General features: G+C 63.6%; 23 protein-coding genes and 1 pseudogene. 11 read left to right on the forward strand and 13 right to left on the reverse strand.

The features are described from left to right. Window positions 1-129: 129 nt before the first annotated feature. Together MHAR_RS06725 and MHAR_RS06730 are read left to right on the forward strand one after the other, a co-directional pair. A complete protein-coding gene (locus MHAR_RS06725; RefSeq protein ID WP_048144465.1) occupies window positions 130-801 on the forward strand; it encodes a DUF5803 family protein in 672 nt (223 codons plus the stop codon). Continuing rightward, window positions 770-1543 (forward strand): MBL fold metallo-hydrolase, encoded by a 774-nt coding sequence (locus MHAR_RS06730; RefSeq protein ID WP_014586860.1) that lies wholly within the window; start codon window positions 770-772, stop codon window positions 1541-1543. The genes MHAR_RS06725 and MHAR_RS06730 overlap by 32 nt, the downstream gene beginning before the upstream one ends. A 45-nt stretch (window positions 1544-1588) precedes the next feature. On the opposite strand, the gene rtcA is transcribed toward MHAR_RS06730, so the two are convergent. From rtcA to MHAR_RS06755, 5 genes are all read right to left on the reverse strand, one after another. After that, window positions 1589-2584, reverse strand: a complete 996-nt coding sequence (gene rtcA, locus MHAR_RS06735; protein ID WP_014586861.1) for an RNA 3'-terminal phosphate cyclase — start codon at window positions 2582-2584, stop codon at window positions 1589-1591. Then, entirely contained in the window at window positions 2581-2856 is a 276-nt protein-coding gene (locus MHAR_RS06740; RefSeq protein WP_014586862.1) for a DNA-directed RNA polymerase subunit L, read from the reverse strand. The genes rtcA and MHAR_RS06740 overlap by 4 nt, the downstream gene beginning before the upstream one ends. Then, window positions 2853-3416, reverse strand: coding sequence for an exosome complex RNA-binding protein Csl4 (locus MHAR_RS06745; protein ID WP_048144895.1), 564 nt, complete (start codon window positions 3414-3416; stop codon window positions 2853-2855). Before MHAR_RS06745 ends, MHAR_RS06740 begins: the two co-directional genes overlap by 4 nt. A gap of 8 nt (window positions 3417-3424) precedes the next feature. Beyond that, window positions 3425-4018: an METTL5 family protein gene (locus tag MHAR_RS06750; RefSeq protein ID WP_014586864.1), complete on the reverse strand. Its 594-nt coding sequence runs from the start codon at window positions 4016-4018 to the stop codon at window positions 3425-3427. Window positions 4019-4098: 80 nt separating this feature from the next. Continuing rightward, a complete protein-coding gene (locus tag MHAR_RS06755; protein WP_014586865.1) occupies window positions 4099-6456 on the reverse strand; it encodes a tetratricopeptide repeat protein in 2358 nt (785 codons plus the stop codon). A gap of 174 nt (window positions 6457-6630) precedes the next feature. On the opposite strand from MHAR_RS06755, the gene MHAR_RS13690 reads away from it, so the two are divergent. Both MHAR_RS13690 and ilvA read left to right on the forward strand, forming a co-directional pair. Continuing rightward, complete coding sequence (locus MHAR_RS13690; RefSeq protein WP_187287783.1) at window positions 6631-6774, forward strand: hypothetical protein; 144 nt, start codon at window positions 6631-6633, stop codon at window positions 6772-6774. Between the two features lie 14 nt (window positions 6775-6788). Then, complete coding sequence (ilvA, locus tag MHAR_RS06760; protein WP_048144896.1) at window positions 6789-7997, forward strand: threonine ammonia-lyase; 1209 nt, start codon at window positions 6789-6791, stop codon at window positions 7995-7997. A 33-nt stretch (window positions 7998-8030) separates the two neighbouring features. Here the strand turns inward: ilvA and MHAR_RS12480 are convergent, their stop codons facing one another. Beyond that, window positions 8031-10442: an FtsX-like permease family protein gene (locus MHAR_RS12480; protein WP_081472293.1), complete on the reverse strand. Its 2412-nt coding sequence runs from the start codon at window positions 10440-10442 to the stop codon at window positions 8031-8033. A 276-nt stretch (window positions 10443-10718) separates the two neighbouring features. Here MHAR_RS12480 and MHAR_RS06775 point away from each other — a divergent pair, with 276 nt between their 5' ends. Continuing rightward, entirely contained in the window at window positions 10719-11018 is a 300-nt protein-coding gene (locus MHAR_RS06775; protein WP_014586868.1) for a YunC family protein, read from the forward strand. Between the two features lie 124 nt (window positions 11019-11142). Here MHAR_RS06775 and MHAR_RS14205 read toward each other — a convergent pair. The 4 genes and pseudogenes from MHAR_RS14205 to MHAR_RS06790 all read right to left on the reverse strand — a co-directional run bounded on the left by MHAR_RS14205 (window position 11143) and on the right by MHAR_RS06790 (window position 13029). Continuing rightward, window positions 11143-11424: pseudogene (locus MHAR_RS14205) on the reverse strand (nucleotidyltransferase family protein). After that, window positions 11321-11644: a nucleotidyltransferase family protein gene (locus MHAR_RS14210; RefSeq protein ID WP_394296395.1), complete on the reverse strand. Its 324-nt coding sequence runs from the start codon at window positions 11642-11644 to the stop codon at window positions 11321-11323. The pseudogene MHAR_RS14205 and the gene MHAR_RS14210 overlap by 104 nt, the downstream one beginning before the upstream one ends. Window positions 11645-11808: 164 nt before the next feature. Then, window positions 11809-12699, reverse strand: a complete 891-nt coding sequence (locus tag MHAR_RS13380; protein WP_143763327.1) for a pentapeptide repeat-containing protein — start codon at window positions 12697-12699, stop codon at window positions 11809-11811. Then, window positions 12700-13029 (reverse strand): hypothetical protein, encoded by a 330-nt coding sequence (locus tag MHAR_RS06790; RefSeq protein ID WP_048144467.1) that lies wholly within the window; start codon window positions 13027-13029, stop codon window positions 12700-12702. Window positions 13030-13193: 164 nt separating this feature from the next. On the opposite strand from MHAR_RS06790, the gene MHAR_RS06795 reads away from it, so the two are divergent. Then, window positions 13194-14411 (forward strand): phosphoglycerate kinase, encoded by a 1218-nt coding sequence (locus tag MHAR_RS06795; protein WP_014586871.1) that lies wholly within the window; start codon window positions 13194-13196, stop codon window positions 14409-14411. Window positions 14412-14486: 75 nt separating this feature from the next. On the opposite strand, the gene MHAR_RS06800 is transcribed toward MHAR_RS06795, so the two are convergent. Then, window positions 14487-15422, reverse strand: a complete 936-nt coding sequence (locus tag MHAR_RS06800; protein WP_014586872.1) for a DHH family phosphoesterase — start codon at window positions 15420-15422, stop codon at window positions 14487-14489. A 238-nt stretch (window positions 15423-15660) separates the two neighbouring features. On the opposite strand from MHAR_RS06800, the gene trkA reads away from it, so the two are divergent. Then, window positions 15661-16989 (forward strand): Trk system potassium transporter TrkA, encoded by a 1329-nt coding sequence (gene trkA / locus MHAR_RS06805; RefSeq protein WP_014586873.1) that lies wholly within the window; start codon window positions 15661-15663, stop codon window positions 16987-16989. 13 nt (window positions 16990-17002) lie between these two features. Here trkA and MHAR_RS06810 read toward each other — a convergent pair whose 3' ends face one another. Continuing rightward, window positions 17003-17617, reverse strand: a complete 615-nt coding sequence (locus MHAR_RS06810) for a uracil-DNA glycosylase (protein ID WP_014586874.1) — start codon at window positions 17615-17617, stop codon at window positions 17003-17005. A 33-nt stretch (window positions 17618-17650) separates the two neighbouring features. On the opposite strand from MHAR_RS06810, the gene MHAR_RS06815 reads away from it, so the two are divergent. Further along, window positions 17651-17884, forward strand: coding sequence for a hypothetical protein (locus MHAR_RS06815; protein WP_014586875.1), 234 nt, complete (start codon window positions 17651-17653; stop codon window positions 17882-17884). A gap of 3 nt (window positions 17885-17887) precedes the next feature. Here the strand turns inward: MHAR_RS06815 and MHAR_RS06820 are convergent, their stop codons facing one another. Continuing rightward, window positions 17888-19153, reverse strand: a complete 1266-nt coding sequence (locus tag MHAR_RS06820) for a sugar phosphate nucleotidyltransferase (protein WP_014586876.1) — start codon at window positions 19151-19153, stop codon at window positions 17888-17890. 234 nt (window positions 19154-19387) lie between these two features. Between MHAR_RS06820 and MHAR_RS06825 the strand changes: the two genes are divergently transcribed. From MHAR_RS06825 to MHAR_RS06835, 3 genes are all read left to right on the forward strand, one after another. Beyond that, window positions 19388-20587 carry an isocitrate/isopropylmalate family dehydrogenase gene (locus MHAR_RS06825; RefSeq protein WP_014586877.1) on the forward strand — a complete coding sequence of 400 codons (1200 nt, stop codon included), beginning with the start codon at window positions 19388-19390 and terminating at the stop codon, window positions 20585-20587. A 160-nt stretch (window positions 20588-20747) separates the two neighbouring features. After that, complete coding sequence (locus MHAR_RS06830) at window positions 20748-21749, forward strand: RIO1 family regulatory kinase/ATPase domain-containing protein (RefSeq protein ID WP_014586878.1); 1002 nt, start codon at window positions 20748-20750, stop codon at window positions 21747-21749. Next, complete coding sequence (locus MHAR_RS06835) at window positions 21703-23739, forward strand: DUF460 domain-containing protein (RefSeq protein ID WP_228369515.1); 2037 nt, start codon at window positions 21703-21705, stop codon at window positions 23737-23739. The genes MHAR_RS06830 and MHAR_RS06835 overlap by 47 nt, the downstream gene beginning before the upstream one ends. Window positions 23740-23750 lie beyond the last annotated feature (11 nt).

Genomic DNA, 23750 nt, shown 5'->3' on the forward strand with positions numbered 1-23750 from the left:
CCGACGGGGAGGTTTTTATCCCATCCGGTGATGGTTGGACGGAGAGGCGATCCTGGAGGCGGCCGCCTCCTCTCGCCGATATGGAGCCCTCCGGGAAGGGATCGGGGGCTATTGGGAGACGGTGTCGATATGAACCTGGATGCGGGTCTTGGGATTCTGGCGGTTCTGATCCTCACCTTCGGTCAGGGAGAGGCGGCTCTCTCACCGGGGCTGGAGGCCGTCAGCTTCAACGGCACCACCTACCTCCTCGCGAAGTCCGAGGCGGAGGTGATCGTCCCCGCAAACGGCAGCAGCTTCAACTTCACCCTTCCCATCAGGGCTGATATCAGGCTCTTCAACTCCTCGGGGGGGGAGGTTCCCGCGGAGACGAGGGTCGATTTCTGGCGGGGGTACTACAACTATCAGGTCGTCGCCGGGGAGGAGGTGGACGGGCACCTAAACTACACCCTCCCCATCGCAGACCAGAGGTTCGTCGTCCTCGCCGAGGAGGGCTCCAGCGTCCGGGTCGTCCTTCCCCCGGGGTACGCCACCGGCGATCGGCTCCTGGGGAGGGCTAGGCCCACCCCCGACCGAATAGAGTCCCTGGATAACAGGACGGTCCTCATCTGGCCGGTCCTCGAAGGGAGGGTGATCGACGTCAGCTTCTATGCGGAGGATGCGCCCCGGGCCTTCAGGCTCTTCCTCCTTCTCCTCGCCTTCCTTGCCGGGGTCCTCGCCCTGGAGCATCGGGCGAGCATGAGGAGGCTCAGGTCCATCAGGCGGGACGCAGATGAGGATCTCGAAGGCCGGGGCCGGGCCTAGGCCTAAAAGCCCCCGGATCGAGGTCAGATCTAAGTATCAGGGGATTATCCCCCTCACCATGGTGCCGGAAGAGATCGGGAAGGGCGTATACGTGGTGGGGGGTCCGGGGATATCCCATCCCGCGGACTGCTCCGTCTACCTCGTCGATGCAGGATCGGAGCTGGTGATGATCGACGCTGGAGCAGGCCCCGGGGCGGAGGCGATCCTGAGAAATGTCCGGTCCCTCGGCTTTGACCCCTCCCGGATCGGTTACCTCATCGCCACTCACTGCCACATCGACCACATCGGAGGGATAGCCAGGATCCGGGATGAGACGGGATGCCTGGTGATCTGCTCCGAAGCAGATCGGGAAGGGATCGAGCTCGGGGAGCCGAGGCTCACCGCCGCCGACCTATACGGAATCGAGTACTGGCCCGTCCGGGTCGACCTCCCCCTCGATGGGGAGGAGGAGGACCTGAGGCTGGGGGAGCGGGAGTTTCGGATCATCGCCATCCCCGGCCATACCCCTGGGAGCATCGCCGTCGTCGTCGACCTGGAGGGGCTGAGGTTCCTCTTCGGCCAGGACGTCCACGGCCCCTTCAGCGACGCCTGGGGATCGGACGTTTCCCGGTGGAGGAGGTCGATGGAGCGGCTCCTCGATCTGGAGGCGGACCTCCTCTGCGAGGGGCACGCCGGGGTCTTCAGGGGCCCGGAGGTGAGAATCTACATCCAGTCCCAGTTGAGACGATATCGGCACCTCTGAGCGGGATCGGAGAAAAACGAGCGGCGAGAACGGCGGATGCCAGATTCAGAGGCCGGCCCTGAAGGTGGCCGGATCCCCCTCCTCGACGGAGATAACCCTGTCGAGGAACCTGGACGCGGTCCAGATGTTCGTCGAGGCGTGGCTCGTCACCTCCGGGGCTGTGTAGGATCCGCCCGCCAGGGCGAGGTAGGGGACGAGCTGGTCGGCGAGGTGGCGGTCGACGGCGGCCTTCGAAGCCAGCTGTGCCACCAGCTCCTCCGCCGCCAGGGAGCCTACCCTCTCCGCCGGAAGGCCCCGCTCCCCCAGGGCGCTACCTCCCTTCCACCCCGACCAGAGGGTGATACCGCTCCCGGTGGACGGGAGAGCCCTCGCCTCGGCGGCGATCTCGGCGTCAAAACCCGCCCGCCTCAGAACCCCGATCGCCGCCTCCGCCTGCCTCCGGACGACGTGCTCGGGGAGGTTCGACGAGTGGGACACGCCCTCCACCGCCCCTGCCACTGGGGCGGAGAGGTCGGCCCTCACCAGCTCCCCGGGGACCGTCTCCAGGGTGACCAACCCGCCGCCCCGGGGAAAGTATCCCCGCCGCTCCACCGTCAACCTCGCCCGGACTCCGAACGAGGCGAAGGCGGGGAGAGCGACCCTGGAGAGGTGGTCGATGGTAGGAGACCACCTGACGTCGGTCCCCCCCCGGACGGTCAGGGTCGCGGGCCCGTCGGCCCTGGCCAGGGCTGGGAGGAGGCAGTGGATGAGAAGGGAGACGCTTCCGGCGGTGCCGATCTCAAAGTCGTAGACCCCACCCCGGACCCTGCCGGGCGAGAAGAGAACCTCCCGGGAGCCGGGCCTCACCCCCTCCGTCCTGGCGTCCGAGATCTTGGCCAGGGCGGATATCGCCGTCGAGTGCTGGGGGGAGAGCCCCGGATTGGGCCTCATCTCCCGGATCCTCGTGATCCGGACCGGTTCGCCGGTGACCGCCGAGAGGGCCACCGCCGTTCTGACGATCTGGCCCCCCCCCTCCCCGGAGGAGCCGTTGATATCGATCATCCGACCGCGGATCTGAACTCCTCTTCGAACTCCTCAACCATCCCGGCGATCCTGGAGGCGACCTCGTTCAGGAGGAGGACGGGGTCGACGTCCCTGGTCCTAAGCCGGAAGATGGGGTTTGTCATCATCGGAAACTTGGCGTCGTAGGTGGCGATGAGGACGCGGTCGTCCTCCAGAAGCTCCGTCCTGAGGAGGTTCAGGAGGGTGTGGCTCTCCCCAAAGAACTCCAGATGGAGCTCGTCATCGGTCTTCTTCAGGACCTTTACGTTCATCTGATCACCCCCGTCCCGAAATCGGTGCTGAGCTTCCTCGACTCCACCTGCTCGCATTCGGGGCAGACGAGCCGCTTCCCGTCGAGCTTCAGGGGGGAGGCGCACCTTCCGCAGTACGCCTTGACGACCCCCAGGTCCTCGTCGACGATGGAGAGGCCGATGGTGGGGGTGGCGTCGATGATCTTCGCCTTGACGATGTCCCGGAGGCCCAGGACCTGGCGGATCTCCTTGACGTAAGAGCTCTTGACCCTGGATATGTGGAGGAGGGCCTCGGTGTTGAATATCGGCCTCGCCTCGCACCCCCGCTTGAAGGCGAGGCGGAGGATCGCTAGGCTGTCTTTGAGGTCGGTGATCTGGCCCACCACCACGTCCCCGTTCTTCAGCTTCACCGGGGCGTTGGCCAGGGGATGGACCTTCGCGGACCTCCTCCCGGCGTCGACCTCCAGAACCCCCGTGCTCGAGGAGAGGAGGTGCCCCCCTCGGAGGTAGGTCCCTTCGCCGGGAGAAAACTCCTCTGAAGCCCCGACGACGTCGCCGGGGATGACGATATTCGATGGCATCTTTCTGTTCACCTGCAAGATATCCGATACAGCTCTACTTCAATGACCTTGACCCCTCGGGTGTGGAATTTATAGGTCCTTCTCAGGGGAAAGGGGATCTTCTGGACCTCTTCGACCTTACAGGGTTCTACGAACCGTCTAATGAACCCTTCGCTCCCAGCATTGTGGATCGAGTATACGACCTCGGCCGTCTCCACCGCCTTGCGGAGGAAGGCCCGGTCCCCCAGGCTCCCCCTCTGGGCCCCGAAGGGGGGGTTCATGACGACGGTGGAGACGCCCTTGAGGGCGACCGTCGCCACGTCCCCCCTGACGAACTGGACGTCGGCCCCCAGGCGGAGGGCGTTCTCCCTCGCGATCCTGAGGGGCGAGGGGTCCAGCTCGACCCCGACGGCTCTCCCGCCGAGGAGGGCGGCGCCTATCGCCAGGACCCCGGTTCCGCACCCCAGGTCGCAGACGGTCCCCTCCAGGTCCCCCCGGAGGAGGGCGGAGTAGAGGAGTTCCGAGGCGACGGTTGAGGGGGTCTGGTACTGCTCCAGGCTGGTTTCAGGGGAGCTGAACCCCTCCAGCCCCTCCAGGATCATCTCCAGCTTTCTTTTCTTCATGGTCTCTCGGGAGGTCAGGCGGAAGAGAGCCAAAACCCCAAAAAGGGCGGGCCTTCGTCTCCCCTCTCTCGGCTCCGGCCCTATATCAAGTAGTGGGTCAGGTCCAGGAGGATGAAGAGGAAGAGGGCGGCGGCGAGGAGCCTGAGCCCTCTCAGAGCCAGGCCCCTGAGGAGGGGCCTGTAAGACCACCTCTGGAGCCTCGGCGTCTTCACCTCTCCCCGGCGGAAGGCGAGGTCTCCGAGGTCTCGGCCGACTCCGATGGCGAATCTGGCGAGGAACCTTAGGGGATCTCTGCCATGGGCCCCAAAGGCGGGAAGGTCATTGCAGCCCCCTTTAGTCAGCGACTCCTCGGCTGATGGGTGAGCAACGGGGATCGGCGGGGCGGCACCCTGCCCCTCCCCTCCATCTCTGGATCCCACATCCGATTCTCCGGGCGAAGGGGGGCGGTTTCTCGCAACTTCTGTCAGCCCCAGGGGTTCAGCTCCCCTCTCCTTCGAAGGCCCCCCCTTAAAGGAGAGGACCTCCTCGATGGGGCGGATCAGGGGAGGGGGTCGGGGACCGGACCCCTCTGGAGGCCGGATGGGATAGGATGGCTCGTCGCCGGCGGCCATCTTCCCATCGGCCTGAAGGAGGGTCCTCGGCTTCTGCCTGCCGAGGGGGGTCTCCTCGATCAGGTTCATCGACTCGTTCCAGGTCCTCACCGTATCGAGGAGGGACGCCTCCGTCAGAGCCGCCCGGGTGAGGACCCGGCCCATGAGGAGGAGGGTTCGCTGATAATCCTCCAGGAGGAGGCCCTGTCCGTCCCTTCCGCTCCCTGCGGCCTCCTCAAGCCTCGATGCCATCATCCGGGCCTCCCGGATCTGGAAGGGGCTTATCATCCCGAGGTCGGGGGCGGCGAGCTCAAAGGCGCTCTCCGCCCGCTTGAGGTACGCCATCGTCTCCGAGAGGTCCGCCGGAGGCTCGCCCTTGAGGATAGAGGCGATGAACCTCCCCAGGGTCTTGAAGGCGGGGAGGAGCTGCCCGCAAGCCTCCTTGCAGCCCCGCCCCGCCGAGCCGAGCTGAAGGATCGCCTGGGTGAAGTGCTCGGTGGAGTCGGAGGCGACGTCGGAGAGCTTCCAGGGCTCCTCTTTTATCAGGGTCAGCCGCCAAGTCTCCTTCATCCCCATCATGCTCCGCCGCAGAGCCTCGACGGCGGGCCTCTCGGAGGAGTCCTCTGCCCGGGAGAGGGCGGAGTTGAGGGCCGCCACCCCCTCCTCCGCGAGCTTCACCCCCATCTCCGGCTCCGTCTCCATCTCCAGGATGACGAAGGTGGAGGCTAGCCTCGCGATCCCCGCGTCCACCCCCAGGTCGGGGAGGGCCACCCCCGGGGTCCCGGCGAGCTCATCGAGGCACTCCGCCGCCCCGGCGTAGTATGATGACGCCTCGATGAAGAGCTCGGCCGCTTCCGGGCCATCCTCGTCGCCGCCGATGGTGTGGAGGGCCTGCTGGTGGAGGTCCCGACCACGGATCGCCCGGACGGCAGAGAGCCATGATACGGCGTTCGCCCGGACGGGCTGCATGTTCTTTCGGATGAGGTCCAGGCTCGTCTCCAGGTGGTCGGCGGCGAGGTCGAGGTCTCCCCGGTCGAGGTGGAGCCTCCCGAGGTTTGCGAGGACGACCCCGGCGTTGTGGCGCTGGCCGATCTCCTCGAAGATCTCCATGCTCCTGTTGTAGTAGCCGATGGCGACGTCTCTCTTCTCGATCTCGGCGTTGACCCGCCCCATCCGGTTGAGGATCCAGGCGACCTGCCTCTGATCCCCGAGCTGCTCGAAGTCGGCGAGGCTCTTCTCGTACTCCTGGAGGGCGAGGTCATACTCTCCCATCTCGGCGTGGATCCTGCCGATGCTCCCCGTCATCTGGGCGACGCCGGACTCGTCCTCGAGCTCCCTGAAGATCTCCAGGCTCTTGCGGCAGCTATCGAGGGCCTCGTCGTAGCTCTCGCTGCTCCGGTAGGCGGACCCCATGTTTCCGAGGACCTGGGCGAGGCTGCCGGAGTCCCCCTGGGACGAGAACCCCTCCGCCGCCTTCTCGTAGTAGTGGAGGGCGCGGCCGAGGTAGCCCTGGCGGGCGTGGACCTGGCCCAGGTTGTTGTAGAGGACGCTCCTGACGTGCTGATCCGTCGTCTGGGATAGGGCCTTGTTGTAGCACCGGGCGGCGATCCCCAGGTGGCCCGCCAGCCTGCAGATGTCTCCGAGCCTCTTTATGTCGTAGATGTCCGAGAGGCAGGTCAACAGCCTCGTGCAGATATTCTCGTCGATCTGCCCCTCCTCGAAGCTCTCCAGGAGGGCGGCCACCAGATCAGCACAATCTCCACTTATCGATTTTGGATCAATAGGGCGGGAGAACCCCCCCCTCATGTAGGACTCGAATATCTCCTGGAGGACGACGAGCTGATCCATCGGCTATCCATCGACTTTTATCTTTAAGTAGTTTCTGCGGGAATATTATACTCAGGATATATTGAGCCGCAACCCTCGGAGCGGATCGAAGCGATGGGGGTCCCGTTGAAACGAGGATCACTCTCGGGATCGGTTATCCTAGTCTCGGGGATATCCCCGGCGAAAAGGAGGGTTATGAAGATCGATCTGATACGCCGAGGCCTGGGGCGGCCCTCCCTCCCCCGAGGCGGAGGACCGGCCGTCGGAGAGCCGCCTTCCGCCTTGCCTTCGGGGAAGGGCGGATGGGGGATGGGCGGCAAAGGAAGGTGGCTGATATGAAAGGGGGAATAGGCGTGATAGAGCTCGATGAGATCAGGGAGGCTGCGCGGCTGCTGGAGGGGAGGGTGATCCGGACCCCTCTCGTCCGGTCGGATACCTTCTCGAGGATGGCGGGAGCAGAGGTGCACCTGAAGCTGGAGAGCCTCCAGGCCGGCGGCTCCTTCAAGGTGAGGGGGGCCGCCTACAAGCTCCTCAAGAGGCGGGAGGAGATCGGCCCCCTGGGGGTCGTAGCCGCCTCTGCCGGAAACCACGCCCAGGGGGTCGCTTTGGCGGCCAGGGCCGCAGCCATCCCGGCGACGATAGTGATGCCGGTCTGGGCCTCGATGGGAAAGCAGGAGGCGACGAAGAGCTACGGGGCGGAGGTGATCCTAGCCGGCGATAGCCTAGCCGAGAGCATATCGATAGCAAGAGAGATGGCAGAGGAGGGCCGGCCCTTCATCCACCCCTACGACGACCCGGATATAATCGCCGGCCAGGGGACCATTGGCCTCGAGATTCTGGAGGACCTCCCGGACCCGGATCTGATCGTCGTCCCCGTCGGCGGAGGGGGGCTCATCGGCGGCATCGCCTCGGCGATAAAGGCAGTAAGGCCCGAGACGGAGATCGTGGGGGTTCAGGCCGCCGCCTGTCCCTCGGCCCTCGAAGCCCTCCGGTCCGGCGAGAGGGTCACCGTCGAGGCGAAGAGGTCGATAGCCGACGGGATCTCGGTGAGGCAGGTCGGCGAGGCGAACTTCCCCCTGATCCGGGAGCTGCTCTCCGGAGTGGTCCTGGTGGAGGAGGGGGAGATCGCCTCGGCGGTCCTGGCCCTCCTGGAAAGGAAGAAGGTCCTGGCGGAGGGGGCGGGGGCTGCTCCCCTGGCCGCCCTCCTCGCCTCGAAGCTCGCCTTCCCGATGGGGTGTAAGGTCGTCCTGGTGATCAGCGGCGGAAACCTGGACCCTCCCCTCATGGAGAGGGTGGTCAGGCAGGGGCTCTTGAAGGAGGGGAGGATCATGAGGTTCTCGGCCTGCATCGAGGACGTTCCCGGCAGCCTCGCCCGCCTCCTCAGCCTGGTGGCGGAGAAGGGCGGAAACGTCCTGCACATCCATCACGCCAGGGGTGGAGAAGAGATCTCCTCATTCAAGACGAGGGTCGACCTGGAGGTGGAGACCCGGGGGCGCGGCATGATCGAGGAGATCAAGGTGGCGCTGGGAGAGGCAGGCTATGAGGTATTAGTCAGGGAGTGAATGGTTTCCTTCATATTGGGCCTCCGGGCGCCATCACTCCGATCCGATAGCTTCGACGGGGTCGAGGCCGGAGGCCCTGATCGCCGGGTAGAGCCCCGCGAGGAAGTTGAGGGCCAGGGCGAAGAGGATGGAGTAGAGGACCAGATCCGGCCCCAGGTCGAAGGAGAGGGGGACGCCGCCGAAGCCGGAGGGGCCGAAGGTGGCGATCAGATCTCCGGCCAAAAGGCCGAAGAGGGCCCCGAGGACGCCGCCGGGGAGGGCGAGGAGGAGGTTCTCCAGGAGGAATATCTTCAGGATCGAGGCCCTATCGGCGCCCATCGCCATCAGGATCCCGACCTCCCGGGTCCTACGGCTTATGATCATGATGGTGGTGTTGGCGATGACGAAGGCGGAGATGGCGAGGATCATGGAGTAGAAGATCAGGTTTATCCTCGACTGGGTCCCGACGAACCTCGCGATCTCCCGGCTGTACTCCTGCCAGGAGCTCGTCCTCCGGTGGAGGCTCCGCTCCAGGGCGGCGGCGGCGGCCGGCGCCTCCTCGAACTCCGATAGCCGGACCCCGATCTCGGAGACTACGTCCCCCTCCCCCACCAGGTCCTGGGCTGTCTTGAGGTGGAGGTAGACGAGGCTCTCGTCCTTCACCGTCCCCTTCTCCACCAGCCCCGCCACCTTCAGCCTCACCGTCCGGTCCTGGAGGACGAGGTCGAAGCTCTCCCCCGGCCGGATCTCCAGCTTCTCGGCGAGCTTCACCCCCAGGAAGGCCGACCTCCGCTTGAAGTTCAGCTCGGAGAAGTTCCCGGAGAGGGCTGAGGCCTGGACCCCCATCAGGAGGTCCTCGGGGCCGGGATCTACGCCGACGAACTCGACCCCCTCGACGTTATCCCTGTGGCGGGCAGCCCCCTGGCCGACGAGCCTCGCGGAGACGGCGACGACCCCAGGGTGCTCCCAGACCCGCTCCGAGAGGGTCCTGTAGAGGCGGAGGTGGTCCTCTCCCCTTCCCGGCTGGACGTAAAGGTGAGGGTTCTTCTCGATGGTGTTCGCCACGATCTGGGTCCTCACCCCCTCGGTGAGGCCGATGGACATGATGATCACCCCTACGGCGACCCCCACCGACAGGAGGGTGAAGGCCGTCCCCCTCCGGTTGGAGAGGATGTGGCGGACCGCCACGGCGGCCTCAAACCTGAGGGCCAGGCAGCGGCAAGCGAACGCCTCCTCGACGAAGGTCGGCCTCCAGAGCCCCCGCCCCTTCATCCCCGATTCGGAGCCCTTGAGGGCCTCGACGGGGTCGAGGCTCGCGGCCCGGAGGGCGGGGTAGGCCCCGGCGAGGAGGCTGAGGCCTAGGGCGAAAAGGACGTAGGTGGGAAAGTCCTTCGGGTCGATCACCAGGGGGATGGAGCTGAGCTCTCTCCCTCCCGCCGTCACCTCGAACCTGAAGCTTCCGAGGGCGAGGATCCCCAGGAGCCCCAGGCCGGAGCCGATGATGCCGCCGAGGAGGCCGAGGATCCCGCTCTCGTAGATGAAGATCCTGAGGATCCTCCCCCGGTCCGCCCCCAGGGCCAGGAGCATCCCCATCTCCCGGACCTTCTCCAGGACGAGCATGTTCATGATGGCGGCGATCCCGAAGGCGGCGATGATCATGACGAAGAAGATGGAGAGGGACCTCCAGAAGCCGCCGACGTTGATCGACCGGAGGATCTCGGGGTTGTTCTCCTGCCAGCTGGCGGCGTTGTAGCCGAGGAGGTCGATGGCGGCCGCCACCTCCTCAGCTTCGCGGATATCGTCGAGGCGGAGCTCGACCGAGGTGACGACGTCCCCCTCCCCGAGGAACTCCCGGGCGGTCCTGAGGGAGACGTAGGCGATCCTCTCGTCCAGGGGGGTTCCGGTATCGAAGATCCCGACCAGCTCCAGGTCCGTCGTCCTGGCCCGGGGGAAGCTCACCACCATCCGGTCCCCGACCTTCAGCCCCAGCTCGTCAGCGAGCTTGAAGCCCATCACCACCTTCTTCCCGTCCAGGATCTCGGAGAACTCCCCCGCGACGATCGAGGAGCTGATCTTGTAGATGGCGTCTTCTTCGGCGGGATCGATCCCCCGGAGGAGGGCGTTTCTCCTCTTCTCCTTGAAGGAGACCGTTGCCTGGGTCGAGAGGGCCGCCGAGGCGGAGCTCACCCCCTCGATGGCGGAGGCCCTCGCCAGGAGCCCCCGGTAGAGGTGGATGTACTTCTCCCCCTCCGCCGGAGAGATCCGGACGTGGGGGAGCTTCTCCTCGACGATCCCGGTGAGGAGCTCCTGGGAGCCGTTCCCCAGGGAGGTGAAGAGGAGGGAGATCGAGACGGCCAGGGCGACAGCCGTCACCGATAGAATCGTCTGGCGCCGGCGGGATACGACGTGCCTCACGGCGACGAATAGCTCAAAGCTGGGGGAGAGAGGTGACAAGCAAGAGACCATATCTGCTCTGCGGGTTTAAAGCCGTTCTCGCCCCTGGGGAGGGGGTAGAATGCTGGACGAGGGCCTGGGGGCCGACGGAGGGGGCAGGCGAATGAGGTAAGATGCCTTCTTGCGGTGGAGAAGACGAAGAGGACGCGAACGAAGAAGACGGCCAGGAGGTCGAGGACGGAGAGAGGAACATTTGAACTGCGGAATATTTAACTCCTGCGACGACACCCCGGCAACAGCACCACAATTATCACCGATGGCGTAGATATCAGCAGGCGGGATCTTGAGATGCATCACGAGAAACTGACATATAAGGGCGGGGAGGCGGACGGCTACGTCGTTCCCCTCGGCCCCGCAAACCTCGTCTTTGTGGTGGGGGCGAGGGGGATGATCGGCTGCGGCGCCTTCGACGTCGCCGCCCTGGAGAGGTTTCGCTACCCTGCGGCGAAGGTGAAGCCGACCCGGGGCCCCTCCATCGCCGACCTCGAGGACCTCCTGGCCGGGGAGGTGAAGGACGCGAACGCCGCCGCCGCCAGCCTAGGGGTCGCCGTCGGGATGAGCGGGAAGGAGGCCCTAGACCTCCTCTGACCCCCTCCTCGATAAGGCCAGGGGCTGGATCTCCTAGGGCCGTCTCCGCGTCCATGGCCGCCGGAGCTGGCAATGGCAATGGCAATGGCTTCGATAACGTCCTTAAGCTGCTCCTTTTTGTCTCTCACAGCGGCACAGCCTCCCAAAGGACGCGCTCTTTGATACGCGGCTTGATGCCGCGTTCGCTTACCACATCTACCTTGCACCCAAGCAGCTCCTGCAAATCCAGCCAGAGCCCGGCTTGGTCCAGAAGGCTGCGCCCAGCCTATACCTCCACCAGAAGGTCGATGTCGCTCATCTCATCATCCTCCCCTCTGGCAACAGAGCCGAAGACGCGCACGTTGCGTGCACCGTCTTTTGCGGCGATGCGCAAGATCTCCTCCAGATCGGCCAGGACCGACGTCAACCAGAAGATCGATGTCGCTCTCCTCCCCTGCCTCACCACGGCTCCCGGAGCCGAAGATCCTGACATTGGTTGCTCCGTGCCTGGCTGCAATCTCGAGAAGCTCATCCCTCTTGGATTTTAACAGGCGCTCGATCTCCCCGATCTTCTTGTCGACCTTTGCGCCGCGAGCTTCGTCCGTTTTGTAGACCCCGGCACAATATGAGAAGTCGAAGGCATATATATCCCTCTGAAGTTACGGCCAGAAAACCACCATTTCGTCGTTTTCCCTCCCACGGCCTAACTTCACTTTGGAGCGATCGCCCGGGCGGCGCGGCCCTGGGGCGCTGCCAACCCCCCACGGGCGGCGCCGATGCGAGCCCGGCCGGAGGGCGCGCCTCGATCTCCTCACCTGATCAGCTTGCGGGCGAGGACGACGACGAAGAGGGCGAGGAAGAGATATCCGAGGACGCTCTCCATCATCACGGCGTATTTCCAGACGCCGACGGGCGAGAGGCCCACGGGTGTGCCTCCCGCAAAAGAGAGGGAGCTGAAGTACAGGCACTCCCAGAAAGAGGGCGCGGTCTCGGCATACGCCGAGGAGAAGAGCATGGTGCTGTTATTCAGGGATATCATGGTGATTTCATGAGGGGATGATTTCGTGATTCCGTCGAAGATGTGGTAGAGGAATGTTAGGCCGAAGATTGAACCGAAGATCCAGGCGAGCGGGAATCTCAGACGCACGCCGTATCCGCAAGATGCATAGGACACAAAATCATATAATTTAGACCAATTAGACCGCTTCTCCGTTGAAACATCGTTACTATTTCGTCTCCACTCTCTATAGTCATAATAACAATCATCGGCATTGTCAAATTGCTCCAGATTCTTGAAACTTCTAACCAATAATAGATATGTAGCCCCATCACAATCAATTTTGTCTTTTATCTGTCTCCATTCAACATTGAATCTTGAGAATATCGCCTCCTTTAAATAAACAGGTTTATTAAAAGTAGTTTTTGTATAATTTGCATCCCCTCCGAAATTTACGCCAACAAAATAAACACTTTTACAAAATATTGCATAATTAAATGTAGCATCTCGCTTAAAATAGGCACCATTAAAGGAAGGCTCGCTTTTAAACTCGGCTAAATCGAAACTAGCATTTTTCTCAAAATTTACAGCTTCAAAGCTTGGTCCTCTATAAAATACTGTACCACCGAAATTTGCGTTTCCAATAAAATGAGATTCTAGAAAGTTCGAATCTCTACAGAAAACGGAATTCACAAAGCTACCCACTTAATTAAAAGTGGTCCCTCTGAAATTTATTATTTTATTAAATATGGAATTATTGAAAATTACAAACCCTTGGATCTCTGAATATTTAATTTCTATTGAAGATTTAACTACTACTTTTTCTCTTTTTGCAATTTGGTTTAACCTATTATCGCAATCTATAGATTCTCCTCGCCCAATCTTTGGCAAGTTAATTTTAGTTAAATCAATATCTCCCTTAATCACCCTGTTCTCGATCTCGACGTCCTCGCCCTTCTCGATCATCCGCAGGATCTCTTTGGCCTGGACCACCCACCGTCCCTCTGAGTCCCTCTCCTCTATCGTTCCTACCACCCCAAGCTACCTTAAGTTCGCGCGCCAGTTATATCTCCATTTCTCCGGCCGCAGCCCTCGGGAGGAGCCCCGCCCGCCTTGCGCCGGCCGGGAGGGGCTAAAGGTGATATATATCTTGAATGAACCCCTAGCATAGTAAAAATCCCCCTGAAGGAGGGAGTCCGTTGAAGGATTATCTCACGCTAGACGATTTCCCCATCAAGAACCAGCGGATCCTGGTGAGGGTCGACCTGAACGCCCCCATGGACCCGAACGGAAAGATCCTCGACGACAAGAGGTTTCGAAGCCACATCCCGACCTTGCGCGACCTGGAGGAGGCCCGGGTCGTCCTGATGGCCCACCAGAGCCGGGCGGGAAAGAAGGACTTCACCACCCTGGAGGCCCACGCCAAAAGGCTCAGCCAGCTCCTCCGCCGCGAGGTCGGCTACGTCGACGACATCTTCGGCTCCCACGCCCGGGAGGCGATCAAGGCGATGAGGGCCGGGGACGTCCTCCTCCTGGAGAACACCCGCTTCTACTCCGAGGAGAACATCAGCCGATCTCCGGAGGAGCACTCGAAGAGCCACATGGTCCGGAAGCTGTCGCCGTTATTCGACCTCTTCGTAAACGACGCCTTCGCCGTCTCCCATCGGTCTCATCTATCCGTCGTCGGGTTCACAGAGTTTCTCCCCAGCGCCGCCGGGAGGCTGATGGAGAAGGAGATCGACTCCCTCGACAAGGGGGTCCGCGGGAACGAGCACCCCTCAATCTTCGTCCTCGGCGGCACCAAGGCCGACGACTCCATCAAGGTGATCCAGAACGTCTTCCAGAGGGGGGGGGTCGATCAGGTCCTGGTCAGCGGGGTCGTCGCCACCGTCTTCCAGATGGCGGCGGGGGTCAACGTCGGCAATAAAAACCGCGAGTTCGTGGCGGGGCTCGACTACGCCGACCAGGTCGCCATCGCCAAAGATCTCCTGGAGAAGAACCCCGGCAAGATCGTCGTACCCACTGACGTCGCCCTGGAGAGGGACGGCGAGAGGCTGGACGTCGCCATGGATAAGGTTCCGGAGGACCTTCTGATCGCCGACATTGGCCTGGAGACGATCGTCGACTTCTCCAAGAGGATCCGAGAGGCTAAGATCGTTGTCCTCAACGGCACCGCCGGGATCTTCGAGAACGAGAAGTTCGCCCTGGGGACGACGGAGATCCTGAAGGCCGCCACGGAGTCGGCCTTCTCCATCGCCGGGGGCGGGCACACCAGCGCCGCCATCGAGGAGCTGGGGCTCGAGTCCAAGTTCTCCCACGTCAGCACCGGCGGCGGAGCCTCCATAAGCTACCTCTCCGGCGACCTCCTCCCCGGGATCGAGGCGCTGAAGAGGGCAGCCCAGCGGTGGAGGAAGTGATCCGGGGCCCTGCCATATAGGGACGAAAACGGGGCGGAAGATGGCCGCCTCTGAAGAACCGGCTCCAAGAACAGCTCAAGGGGATGGATCGCCACCCCGGGGGGGGCGCCTCCCCTCCAGGGCCTCCAGGACTCTCCTCCTTCCCTCGGCGAGGATCTCCTTCGGCTTCCCCCCAGGCGCCTCCAGGGCGGCGGCCCCCCGATGGCCTCCCCCGCCACCCCCGGAGGCCTCCCCCAGATCCCCGAGGATCGCCGAGAGGTCGAGGCCGGCGAGGACGGCGCTCCTCCTTGCCCGGCCGCTGATCCTGCAGAGGTCGCCGTGGACCCCGCCGACGAGGGCGACGTCCGCCCCGATCTCGACGAGGGTCATCGCACTGGACCCCTCGAAGGCCCCCACCTCCGAGGAGACGACGATCCAGTCCTCCGTCCACTCGATCTCCGCCCGGGAGGCTGCCCGCAAGGCGGCGATCCTCCTGGAGGTGTCCGTGGGGACCCGGGAGAGGACCTCCAGGGCCTCGGAGTAATCGAGTTCTGCCCTCTCCAGGATCTCGGCCACCGTCCGGAAGGAGGAGGCTTGGGCGTGCTTGAACCTCCCCGTATCGGTGATGATCCCCACCAGGAGGGCCAGGGCCGCCTCCCGGCTCGGCACGATTCCGCTCCTCGCCAGAATCTCCCAGACGATCTCGGCGGTGGAGTCGGCGGGCCTCTGGAGGTGGAAGGCTGCCCCCTCCAGGAGGTCTCCCTCCCGGTGATGGTCTATGACGGCGTAATCCTTGAGGCGGATGCCGCCTACCTGAAGCCCTACAGCGGTGTCGACGACCACCACCAGGTCGTACTCCTCCACCGGCGGGTCGATCAGGATCTCGGCGCCTATAGCCTCCAGGAGGCTCGCCCCGGTCCTGCTCACCCCCTCCACCGCCCCCAGGTCCCCCCCGAAGGCCTCCTGGAGGGCGAAGGCTGCCCCCAAAGCATCGGGGTCGGCGTTCTTGTGGCAGAGGTAGAGGACCCTCAACCCCCCCCCTGATCCTCCTCCCGAACTCTTCCTCTTGAATCTCCATCCAGGGAGGCTCTCGGCACGATGGTAGAAAAAGCTGTTTCCGGCATCGTCGAGAGGGGGGACTGATGGGCGCCGTCAAAGCCCCCGCCTTCCGGGCCCGCGCCATCCCCACTCGAAAGCCTTTTCCCGTCGGGAAGATCTTATCGGATCTCATGACCGCTCCCGGCGCGAGGCGAGGGACTGGAGGGATTCGATGCAGATCTTCATCACCGGAGCTGGCGATGTCGGGTACCACCTGGCCCGCGAGCTATCTCAGGATTACGACGTCACAGTGATAGATCAGAAGAGCAGAGCCTGCGAGCGGCTGGAGGAGATCGACGTCCGAGTCCTCCAGGGGAACGCCGCCAACGCCCAGCTCCTGGTGGAGGCGGGGATCGAGGATGCGGACATCGTCGTCGCCGTCACCGGCAACGACGAGGTGAACATGATCACCTGCATTTCGGCAAGCCACCTGGGGGTCGAGAGGACGATAGCCAGGGTCAGCAACTCCGATTACATCGACCAGCCGATGAAGGACCGAAAGAATATCGGAATCGGCCTCATGATCTGTCCTGAGCTGGTGATGGCGGAGCGGATCGTAAAAGAGCTCTACTTTCCTTCCATGGTCGAGCGTCGGAGGCTCGCCGGGGGTAAGGCGGAGCTGATCGAGCTTGCCGTCGGCGAGGAAGTGCCCCTGGCAGGACCGATCTCAAAGATCGATCTCCCCGAGAACTGCAGGATCGCCGCCATCAAGAGAGGCGAGGAGATCCTCATCGCTCGGAAGGAGGAGTCGATCAGGGCGGGGGACCGGCTGATCCTCACCTGCGAGGCGAAGTCGGTGCCTAAGCTGAGGAAGATCATCCACGAGGATACCGCTTCTCACAAGGTGATGATCGTCGGTGGCGGCGTCGTCGGATTCTACCTCGCCAAGTGGCTGGAGAAGATGGACTTCGACCTGAAGCTGGTGGAGATCGACAACGATCGGTGCCAGGAGCTGGCGGAGGAGCTCCCCGACACCCTGATCCTCAACGGCGACGGGACCGACATATCCCTCATCAAGGCCGAGAACGTCGGGTCCATGGACGCCGTCTTCTCCGTCACAGGCTTCGACGAGAAGAACCTCCTCTGCTCCCTCTTGGCCAAACAGCTCGGCGCAGATAAGATCGTCGCGAGGGTGGACAGGTCCGACTACATCGACCTCTTCGAGATGGTGGGGGTGGACCACGCCATCAGCCCCGGGAGGGTGACCGTCGACGCCGTCCTGAAGCTGATCCGGGGTGGGGATGAGGCCATCTCTTCAGGCAAGGAGGAGGCAGAGATCTTGGAGCTCCGGGCCGAGAAGGAGGCGAAGATCCTGGGGAAGAACGCCGCGGAGAAGATGCCGAAAGGGGCGATCCTCGGAACGATCATGCGGGGGAGCCAGCCGATCATCCCCACCCTGGATACGGAGGTGAAGGAGGGGGACAGGATCTTCGTCCTGGCCCTCCCCAAGGCATCCCCGAAGGTGAAGGCCCTCTTCTCCGGCGAGCGGCGCGGATCTTGAGGAGGGAGATCCCCTAAGGCGCTCCTCCCTCTGCCATCCCTCTTCCTCTCCGAAGGTCGGCGATGAAGGCCTCCCGGAGGTTTCCATTTCTGAGGACGGCGGCGGGATGGAAGGTGACGAGGAACCGGCCCCTGATGACCCGGCCCCGGAGCTCTCCGATCCCCTCCACGTCTAGGACGGCCCTCGCCGCCGCATTCCCCATCAGGATGACGGTCCTGGGCTGGAGCAGTTCGATCTGGGCGTCGAGGTAGATCCGGCAGGCCTCCACCTCCTTCCTCTTCGGCCTCCTGTTCTCGGGGGGCCGGCACTTGACGACGTTGGTTATGAAGACCCGGGACCTTTCGATCCCCGCCTCCTCCAGGCAGCGGTCGAGGACCGACCCCGCCCTCCCGACGAAGGGTCTCCCTGTCCTGTCCTCCTCCCTCCCCGGCCCCTCCCCAACGAGGAGGATCTCGGCCCTCGCCGGCCCCTCCCCCGGGACGGCCTTCGTCCTTCCTTCGGCGAGGGGGCAGCGGCGGCACGATCCGATCTCCTCGGCGAGGGATCGGAGGGGATCTTCGACCGCCGGGGATCCGCCTGACCCAGTTCTCTCTTCGATGGTCATGCTGAACGAAACGTTCTTATTCATTTAAGCCAGAAACGCCTCTCCAAGGTGGTTAGAATGGTAGAATGGACCGGAAGCCTCAGAAAGTTCGACGACTTGTATTACACCATCGAGAGGATCGTCTACGGCAGGGGTCAGCTCTCCGGGTTCACCTCGGAAGATATCTACGAGAACCTCCGGGACAAGTCCTTCTTCAAGAGCCCCCAGGATCTCCACAAGTTCCTGATCGAGAACGACAAAAAGTACAAGGTCAGAGCCCTGGAGACCGGCGGCTGGGAGCGGTACTGGTAAGGGTCACTTCTCGCCGAAGTATATATTTTCGTCGTCGGTGCCCAGCTGAGAGAACTTCCCCGTAGCCAGGATCTTGTAGGTGTACTTGAGGGGGGCCACCCTCGTCCCCGGCCCCACCACCGACTCCTGGGGTAGGATCACGTTCTCTCCCACCACCGGGATCTTCCCGGTCCTGTTAAAGGGCTGGTCGGCGTCGAGGACGCATTTGGTCCCGATGGTGGAGTGCCTCCCGACGATCGCCCTGTTCAGGTACGATCCCCTCTTTATCGAGGAGAAGCTCATCACCATGCTCCCTTTTATCACCGACCCCCTCTCGATGAGGCTCGTATGCCCGATGTGGGAGTCCTCGATGACCACCCCCTTCTCGATGCTGCAGTTCCTACCAATGAAGACCTTCCCCCGGAGCTCGATATCCCCGGAGTCGAGGTATCTTCCTATCCTCTTCAGGGTCTTGGGGTTGATCCACTGGCCGGGGCGGTACTCGTTCCTGAAGGCGTAGTGCTCTACCTTTCCGCCGAGAAAGTCCATAGCTGCCGAAAGGAGCCGTTCTGGGGTGCCGATGTCGATCCAGTATCCCTTCACCGGATAGCCGAAGACCGGATATCCGTGCTCTGTCAGGTAGGGTATGAGGTCACCACCGATGTCCCGGGCCGAGTCCCCCATATCGGCGAGGACCTTCCGGATCTCTGGGGAGAAGATGTAAAAGGCGGTGTTGATCATCCTGCTCGGTTCTTTTCCGGGGGCGGGCTTCTCGACGAAGCCCCTGATCCTCAGGTCGTCGTCGATCCTGGCGACGCCGTACTGGGATACCTCCTCTCCTCCATCCAGCTCCTTCAGGGCGACGGTGAGGATCGCCCCCTTTTCCCGGTGAAAATCGATGAAGTCCTTGAGGTTGATGTCGATGACGTTGTCGCCGGAGACCACCAGCATGTCCTCATCGATATCGAAGTAGTTCGCGCAGTATCTCAGGGAGTCGGCGCTGCCCTTATCTGCGTACTGGGGCTGGTAGGCGAACTCCTCGATATCGCTGATCCCCAGCCTCTTGAAGAACCCCTCCCCCGCCTTGAAGTAGTTGTTCAGGGGGAGGGTGTTCTCGGCTCCCTTGCTCCCCAAAACGAACCTCCTGCATCCCTGGATCGCCAGGACCCTGAAGAGGGTGGCGATGATGGCGGTGTCGCAGAGGTCCACCAGGGGCTTCGGCTGGTCGAGGGTGAGGGGATAGAGCCTGGTGCCCCCTCCCCCGACGGTGGCGATTACCGGTGGGAACATCTCGTTCTCATCTCCGGTCAGTAACCGCGCCTGATCTTGATTATTATCCGGGTTATCGCGAAGACTATCAGGAATATTATGACGTAGAATATTATCTCCTGGGTTTCCATGTCCATGCCTGGGATCTTGAAGTTTATATTTTTGATGGGAGGGGGTCCCGTTGAAAGAGGAGTGGGTTAGTTATAGAAAAAGGGGGTAAAGGAGGACCCTAGTTTCAGATGAGGGATGGATTTGATGACCGAAAGGAGAGAGGCTATTGAGAGGGCGAAGGCCCACTTCGAGGAGCTCCTCGTCGAGCAGATGGACCGGGTGGAGCGGATGAAGGCCGCCGAGGACTGGATCGACTACTCTATGATCAGACCCATCGTCATCGGCGTTGTGGGGGGAGACGGGATCGGACCCTACATCTGCGCCGAGGCGAAGAGGGTCCTGGAGCACATGCTCCAGGCCGAGGTCTCGGCCGGGAAGGTGGAGATCAGGGACGTCTCCGGCCTCACCATCGAGGAGAGGGCGAGGGCGATGAAGGCGATCCCCGCCGGGGTCCTCGACGAGCTGAAGAGGTGCCACGCCATCCTCAAGGGGCCCCTGACGACCCCCAAGAAGGGGGACCCCTGGCCAAACCTGGAGAGCGCAAACGTCGCGATGCGCCGGGAGCTGGACCTCTTCGCCAACGTCCGGCCCGTCAAGGTCCCTAGCCAGGGGATCGACTGGATCTTCTTCAGGGAGAACACCGAGGGGGCGTACATCCTCGGAAGCAAGGGCTTAAACGTCACCGACGAGATCGCCTTCGACTTCACGGTGACGACCACCCAGGGGGCGGAGAGGATAGTCCATCTCGCCTTCGATCACGCGAAGAAGAACGGGGTCAATCGGGTCACCGCCGTCACCAAGGCTAACGTCATCAAGACCAGCGACGGCAAGTTCCTGGAGGTGGCGAGGAAGGTGGCAAAGGACTACCCAGAAATCGACCTCGACGAGTGGTTCATCGATATCATGGCGGCAAAGCTCGTCGACCCGAAGCGGAGGACCCAGTTCCGGGTCGTCGTCCTTCCTAATCTGTACGGCGACATCATCACCGACGAGGCGGCGGAGTTCCAGGGCGGCGTCGGAACCGCCGGCTCCGCCAACATCGGGAAGAGGTACTCCATGTTCGAGGCGATCCACGGCTCTGCCCCGCGGATGGTGGAGGAGGGGAGGGCCCAGTACGCCGACCCCTCCAGCATGATGAGGGCTGCGGCGATGCTCCTCGGCCACATCGGCTTCGTCGAGAAGGCGAGGCGGCTGGAGATGGCCCTCGACCTCTGCGGCCAGTACGAGAGGAAGGTCGTCCTGACGGGCCGGGCCGACGGCGCCACTGGGGCCAAGTTCGCCGACTACGTCATGGAGACCCTCCAAGATCCTGAGCTGGAGGCGAGGTGGAGGAGCCATCAGTAGGAAAAGCTCTGCGCAAAAGATCGGGAGAGCCGCTGTCCCGGGCCCGGGGAGTCGGCCTCCCCTCCCTTTTCATCCGATGCCGGGCAGATCTTCTGCCTCTTCCTCTGATCTATCGAGATGGAGGAAACCAATTTCTATTATAAACGACATATAGCCCTCCGTGGAGAACCTGGCAGATGCTTTCCTGAGACTGGACCGGAAGGAGATCGCCCTCCTGAAGGCGGTTGAGCGGGGGATGCGCACCTCGGAGTGGGCGTCGATGGAGGATGTGGTGGCGAGAGCCCGCCTCTCCCCCAAGGCCGCCGCCTCGGGGCTCGCGAGGCTGGTGGGAAAGAAGCTCGTATCGAGGACCACCGAGCCCTATGAGGGGTATCAGATCGGCTTTGTCGCCTACGACCTCGTCGCCCTCTCCGACCTCGTCGCCCGGGACGTCGTCCTCTCCTTGGGCGACCTCCTCGGGGTCGGGAAGGAGTCGGTCGTCTTCGAGGCCCTCGGCCGGATCCCCCCCGGGGCGGATGAGCAGGCAGCCCCTCCGGAGGGGGAGGAGACGGAGCTCGTCCCCCTGGCGGTCAAGTTCCACCGCCAGGGGAGGACGAGCTTCAAGCACGTCCGCAGGGCGAGGGAGCACCTCGCCGACCATCCCCGGTGCGCCTGGATCCACGCCGCGAGGCTCGGGGCGGCGAGGGAGTGGAGGACCCTCAAGGCCCTCCATCCGGAGGTGAGGGTCCCCAGGCCCGTCGCCCTCAGCCACCACGCCCTGGTGATGGAGCACGCGGGGGGGACGGAGCTTTACAGGGTGGTGCTGGAGGAGCCGGAGCCCTTTTTAGAGCTGATCCTGGAGGAGGTGGCCTCTGCCTGGAGGAGGGGTTTCGTCCACGCCGATCTCAGCGCCTACAACGTGCTCGTCGGGGAGGAGGGAGAGGTCGTCATCATCGACTGGCCCCAGGCCGTCTCCAGGAGGGACCCTCGGGCCCGGGAGCTCCTCGAGAGGGACGTCAAGAACCTCCTCGACCACTTCGCCCGGAAGTACCGCCTCGACCTCTCCCTCGAAGCTGCCCTCTCCTCCGCGGCCGCCGATCTCGGGCCTGGGGAGGAGGGGGGAAAGGAGGCGGGAGATGAAGAGGTCGACGTCTCCACCACCAATGGAGCGGCGGAGGGGTGATGCCATCCCGGGATCGATCTTCGGCGTCGACATAGCCAGCGGCTCGCCCGTGAGCAAGCAGCCTCCCAGCTACGCCCTCTTCATCCTCTCGGCAGAGGGAGAGGAGCGCCACCCCATGATCAGCAGGCAGAAGCTGATCAGGATGATCCGGCAGAGGTCCCCGGAGATGGTCGCCGTCGACAACGTCCACGAGCTCGCCGCCGACAGGGCCGACCTAGTCCGGCTCCTGACGCAGATGCCCTCGGGGACGAGGCTCGTCCAGGTGACGGGGGGGGAGAGGGCCGAGCCCCTCGCCCGCCTCGCCCGAAGGCACGGGATCGCCTTCGATCGGCTCGACCCCATGGACGAGGCCGAGGCCTGCGCCCGCCTCGCCTCCCGGGGCGTCGGGAGCGTCGTCTCCGCCTTCGAGGAGCAGACCTGGATCAAGGTCAGCCGCCGGAGGTCTCCCGGCCGGGGCGGCTGGTCCCAGAAGAGGTACACCCGGAAGATCCATGGCTCCGTCAAGGCCCTCTCCCGGGAGGTGGAGGAGAGGCTCCGGGAGGAGGGGCATCAGTTCACCGCCCGGTCGGTGGAGGGGATCGGCGGCTACATCAGGAGCGAGTTCGTCGTCGAGGCGGACAGGAGCCTCGTCCACCTCCACTCCGGCTATCGGGGCGACGCCCAGATCAGGGTGGAGGGGGTGGAGCGGCCGAGGCTCAAGTTCGAGCCGCTCCGAAAGAGGCGGGGGTACATCATCGCCGGGATCGATCCCGGCACCACCACCGCCATCGCCGCCCTCGATCTTGAGGGGGAGCTGGTGGACCTCACCAGCTCTAGGACGATGGCCACCCCGGAGGTGATCGAGTGGCTCTCTATCCGCGGAAAGACCCTGGTAGTGGCGACGGACGTCTCCCCGACGCCGGGGGCTGTCGAGAAGGTGAAGAGGGCCTTCTCCGCCGTCCTCTTTTCTCCCGGAGGCGATATCAGCGCCGAGGAGAAGATCGCCCTCGCCCGGGAGTACGGCTACAGAAACGACCACGAGCGCGACGCCCTGGCGGCGGCGGCCAGCGCCTTCAAGAGGTACAGAAATAAGTTCCAGCAGGTGGAGAGGAAGTGCCCCCCGGATCTCGACCCCGAGGAGGTGAAGGCTCTGGTGGTGCGGGGCCTCTCGATAGATCAGGCGATCTCCAGGATGGCGTTGTCGCCGGCGGAGGAGAGGCCCGCGCCTCCCCAGGCCCCGCAGGAGGCTCCATCCTCAGAAGATGCCGATCTCTCCATGCAGGTGGCGGAGAACCGACGTCAGCAAGAGCAGATCCGGAGGCTGAAGGAGTTTGTCGAGGAGCTGAAGGGCGAGCTCGCGGAGGAGAGGGCGGCCCGCCGCCGTCTCGAGGCTAAGATCGAGAGGCTGATGGATAGGTCCCGCCGGGAGATCAAAAGGGACCAGGAGATCAGGATCCGGGAGAAGGAGATCGAGAGGCTCCGGGGCCTCCTCCGGCAGGAGAGGAAGACGAACCGCCGGCTGAAGGCGAGGCTCAGGAGGGAGAAGAGGGCCGAGGAGCTGGAGGAGGAGGCGGTGGGAAGGCCCACCAAGGAGGTCGCCTCCTTCTCCAGGGAGGCGATCCTGGAGGCGGCAGAGCGGCTTCACATCGGGAAGGGGGACGTCATACTCCTCCTCGACGCCAGCGGCGGGGGTCCCAACACCGCAGACCTCCTCATCGAGCTGGGGGTGGAGGCGGTGGTCGTCGAGACGGAGATGGAGCCGTCGGTGGAGGGGCATCTGATGGACGGAGGGGTCCCCGTCCTATCCAGCCGGGAGGTGCCGGTGCGGAGGGTCTCCGGGATCGCCCTCGTCGGCCCCGAGGATCTGGAGAGGGCGCGGGCTCAGTGGTCGGAGCGGAAGGCGGTCCGGGACGCCCGAAGGAAGACCGAGTGGCTGGAGGGGATGATCCAGGAGTACCGGGCGGAGCGGAGAAAGGATGAGCGGCAGAGGAGGAGGCCCTCTCCGGAGTGAGGAGCCGGGCC

Origin of the sequence: Methanothrix harundinacea 6Ac, from assembly GCF_000235565.1 — an archaeon.
In the GTDB taxonomy this organism is placed as follows: Archaea; Halobacteriota; Methanosarcinia; order Methanotrichales; family Methanotrichaceae; genus Methanocrinis; species Methanocrinis harundinaceus.

Bases quoted from the DNA above. Each gene is read 5' to 3' on its own strand.
- MHAR_RS06725 (WP_048144465.1), top strand. From the start codon at position 130: ATGAACCTGGATGCGGGTCTTGGGATTCTGGCGGTTCTGATCCTCACC.
- MHAR_RS06730 (WP_014586860.1), top strand. From the start codon at position 770: ATGAGGATCTCGAAGGCCGGGGCCGGGCCTAGGCCTAAAAGCCCCCGG.
- rtcA (WP_014586861.1), bottom strand. From the start codon at position 2,584: ATGATCGATATCAACGGCTCCTCCGGGGAGGGGGGGGGCCAGATCGTC.
- MHAR_RS06740 (WP_014586862.1), bottom strand. From the start codon at position 2,856: ATGAACGTAAAGGTCCTGAAGAAGACCGATGACGAGCTCCATCTGGAG.
- MHAR_RS06745 (WP_048144895.1), bottom strand. From the start codon at position 3,416: ATGCCATCGAATATCGTCATCCCCGGCGACGTCGTCGGGGCTTCAGAG.
- MHAR_RS06750 (WP_014586864.1), bottom strand. From the start codon at position 4,018: ATGAAGAAAAGAAAGCTGGAGATGATCCTGGAGGGGCTGGAGGGGTTC.
- MHAR_RS06755 (WP_014586865.1), bottom strand. From the start codon at position 6,456: ATGGATCAGCTCGTCGTCCTCCAGGAGATATTCGAGTCCTACATGAGG.
- MHAR_RS13690 (WP_187287783.1), top strand. From the start codon at position 6,631: ATGAAGATCGATCTGATACGCCGAGGCCTGGGGCGGCCCTCCCTCCCC.
- MHAR_RS12480 (WP_081472293.1), bottom strand. From the start codon at position 10,442: ATGGTCTCTTGCTTGTCACCTCTCTCCCCCAGCTTTGAGCTATTCGTC.
- MHAR_RS06775 (WP_014586868.1), top strand. From the start codon at position 10,719: ATGCATCACGAGAAACTGACATATAAGGGCGGGGAGGCGGACGGCTAC.
- trkA (WP_014586873.1), top strand. From the start codon at position 15,661: ATGCAGATCTTCATCACCGGAGCTGGCGATGTCGGGTACCACCTGGCC.
- MHAR_RS06810 (WP_014586874.1), bottom strand. From the start codon at position 17,617: ATGAATAAGAACGTTTCGTTCAGCATGACCATCGAAGAGAGAACTGGG.
- MHAR_RS06815 (WP_014586875.1), top strand. From the start codon at position 17,651: ATGGTAGAATGGACCGGAAGCCTCAGAAAGTTCGACGACTTGTATTAC.
- MHAR_RS06820 (WP_014586876.1), bottom strand. From the start codon at position 19,153: ATGTTCCCACCGGTAATCGCCACCGTCGGGGGAGGGGGCACCAGGCTC.
- MHAR_RS06825 (WP_014586877.1), top strand. From the start codon at position 19,388: ATGACCGAAAGGAGAGAGGCTATTGAGAGGGCGAAGGCCCACTTCGAG.
- MHAR_RS06835 (WP_228369515.1), top strand. From the start codon at position 21,703: ATGAAGAGGTCGACGTCTCCACCACCAATGGAGCGGCGGAGGGGTGAT.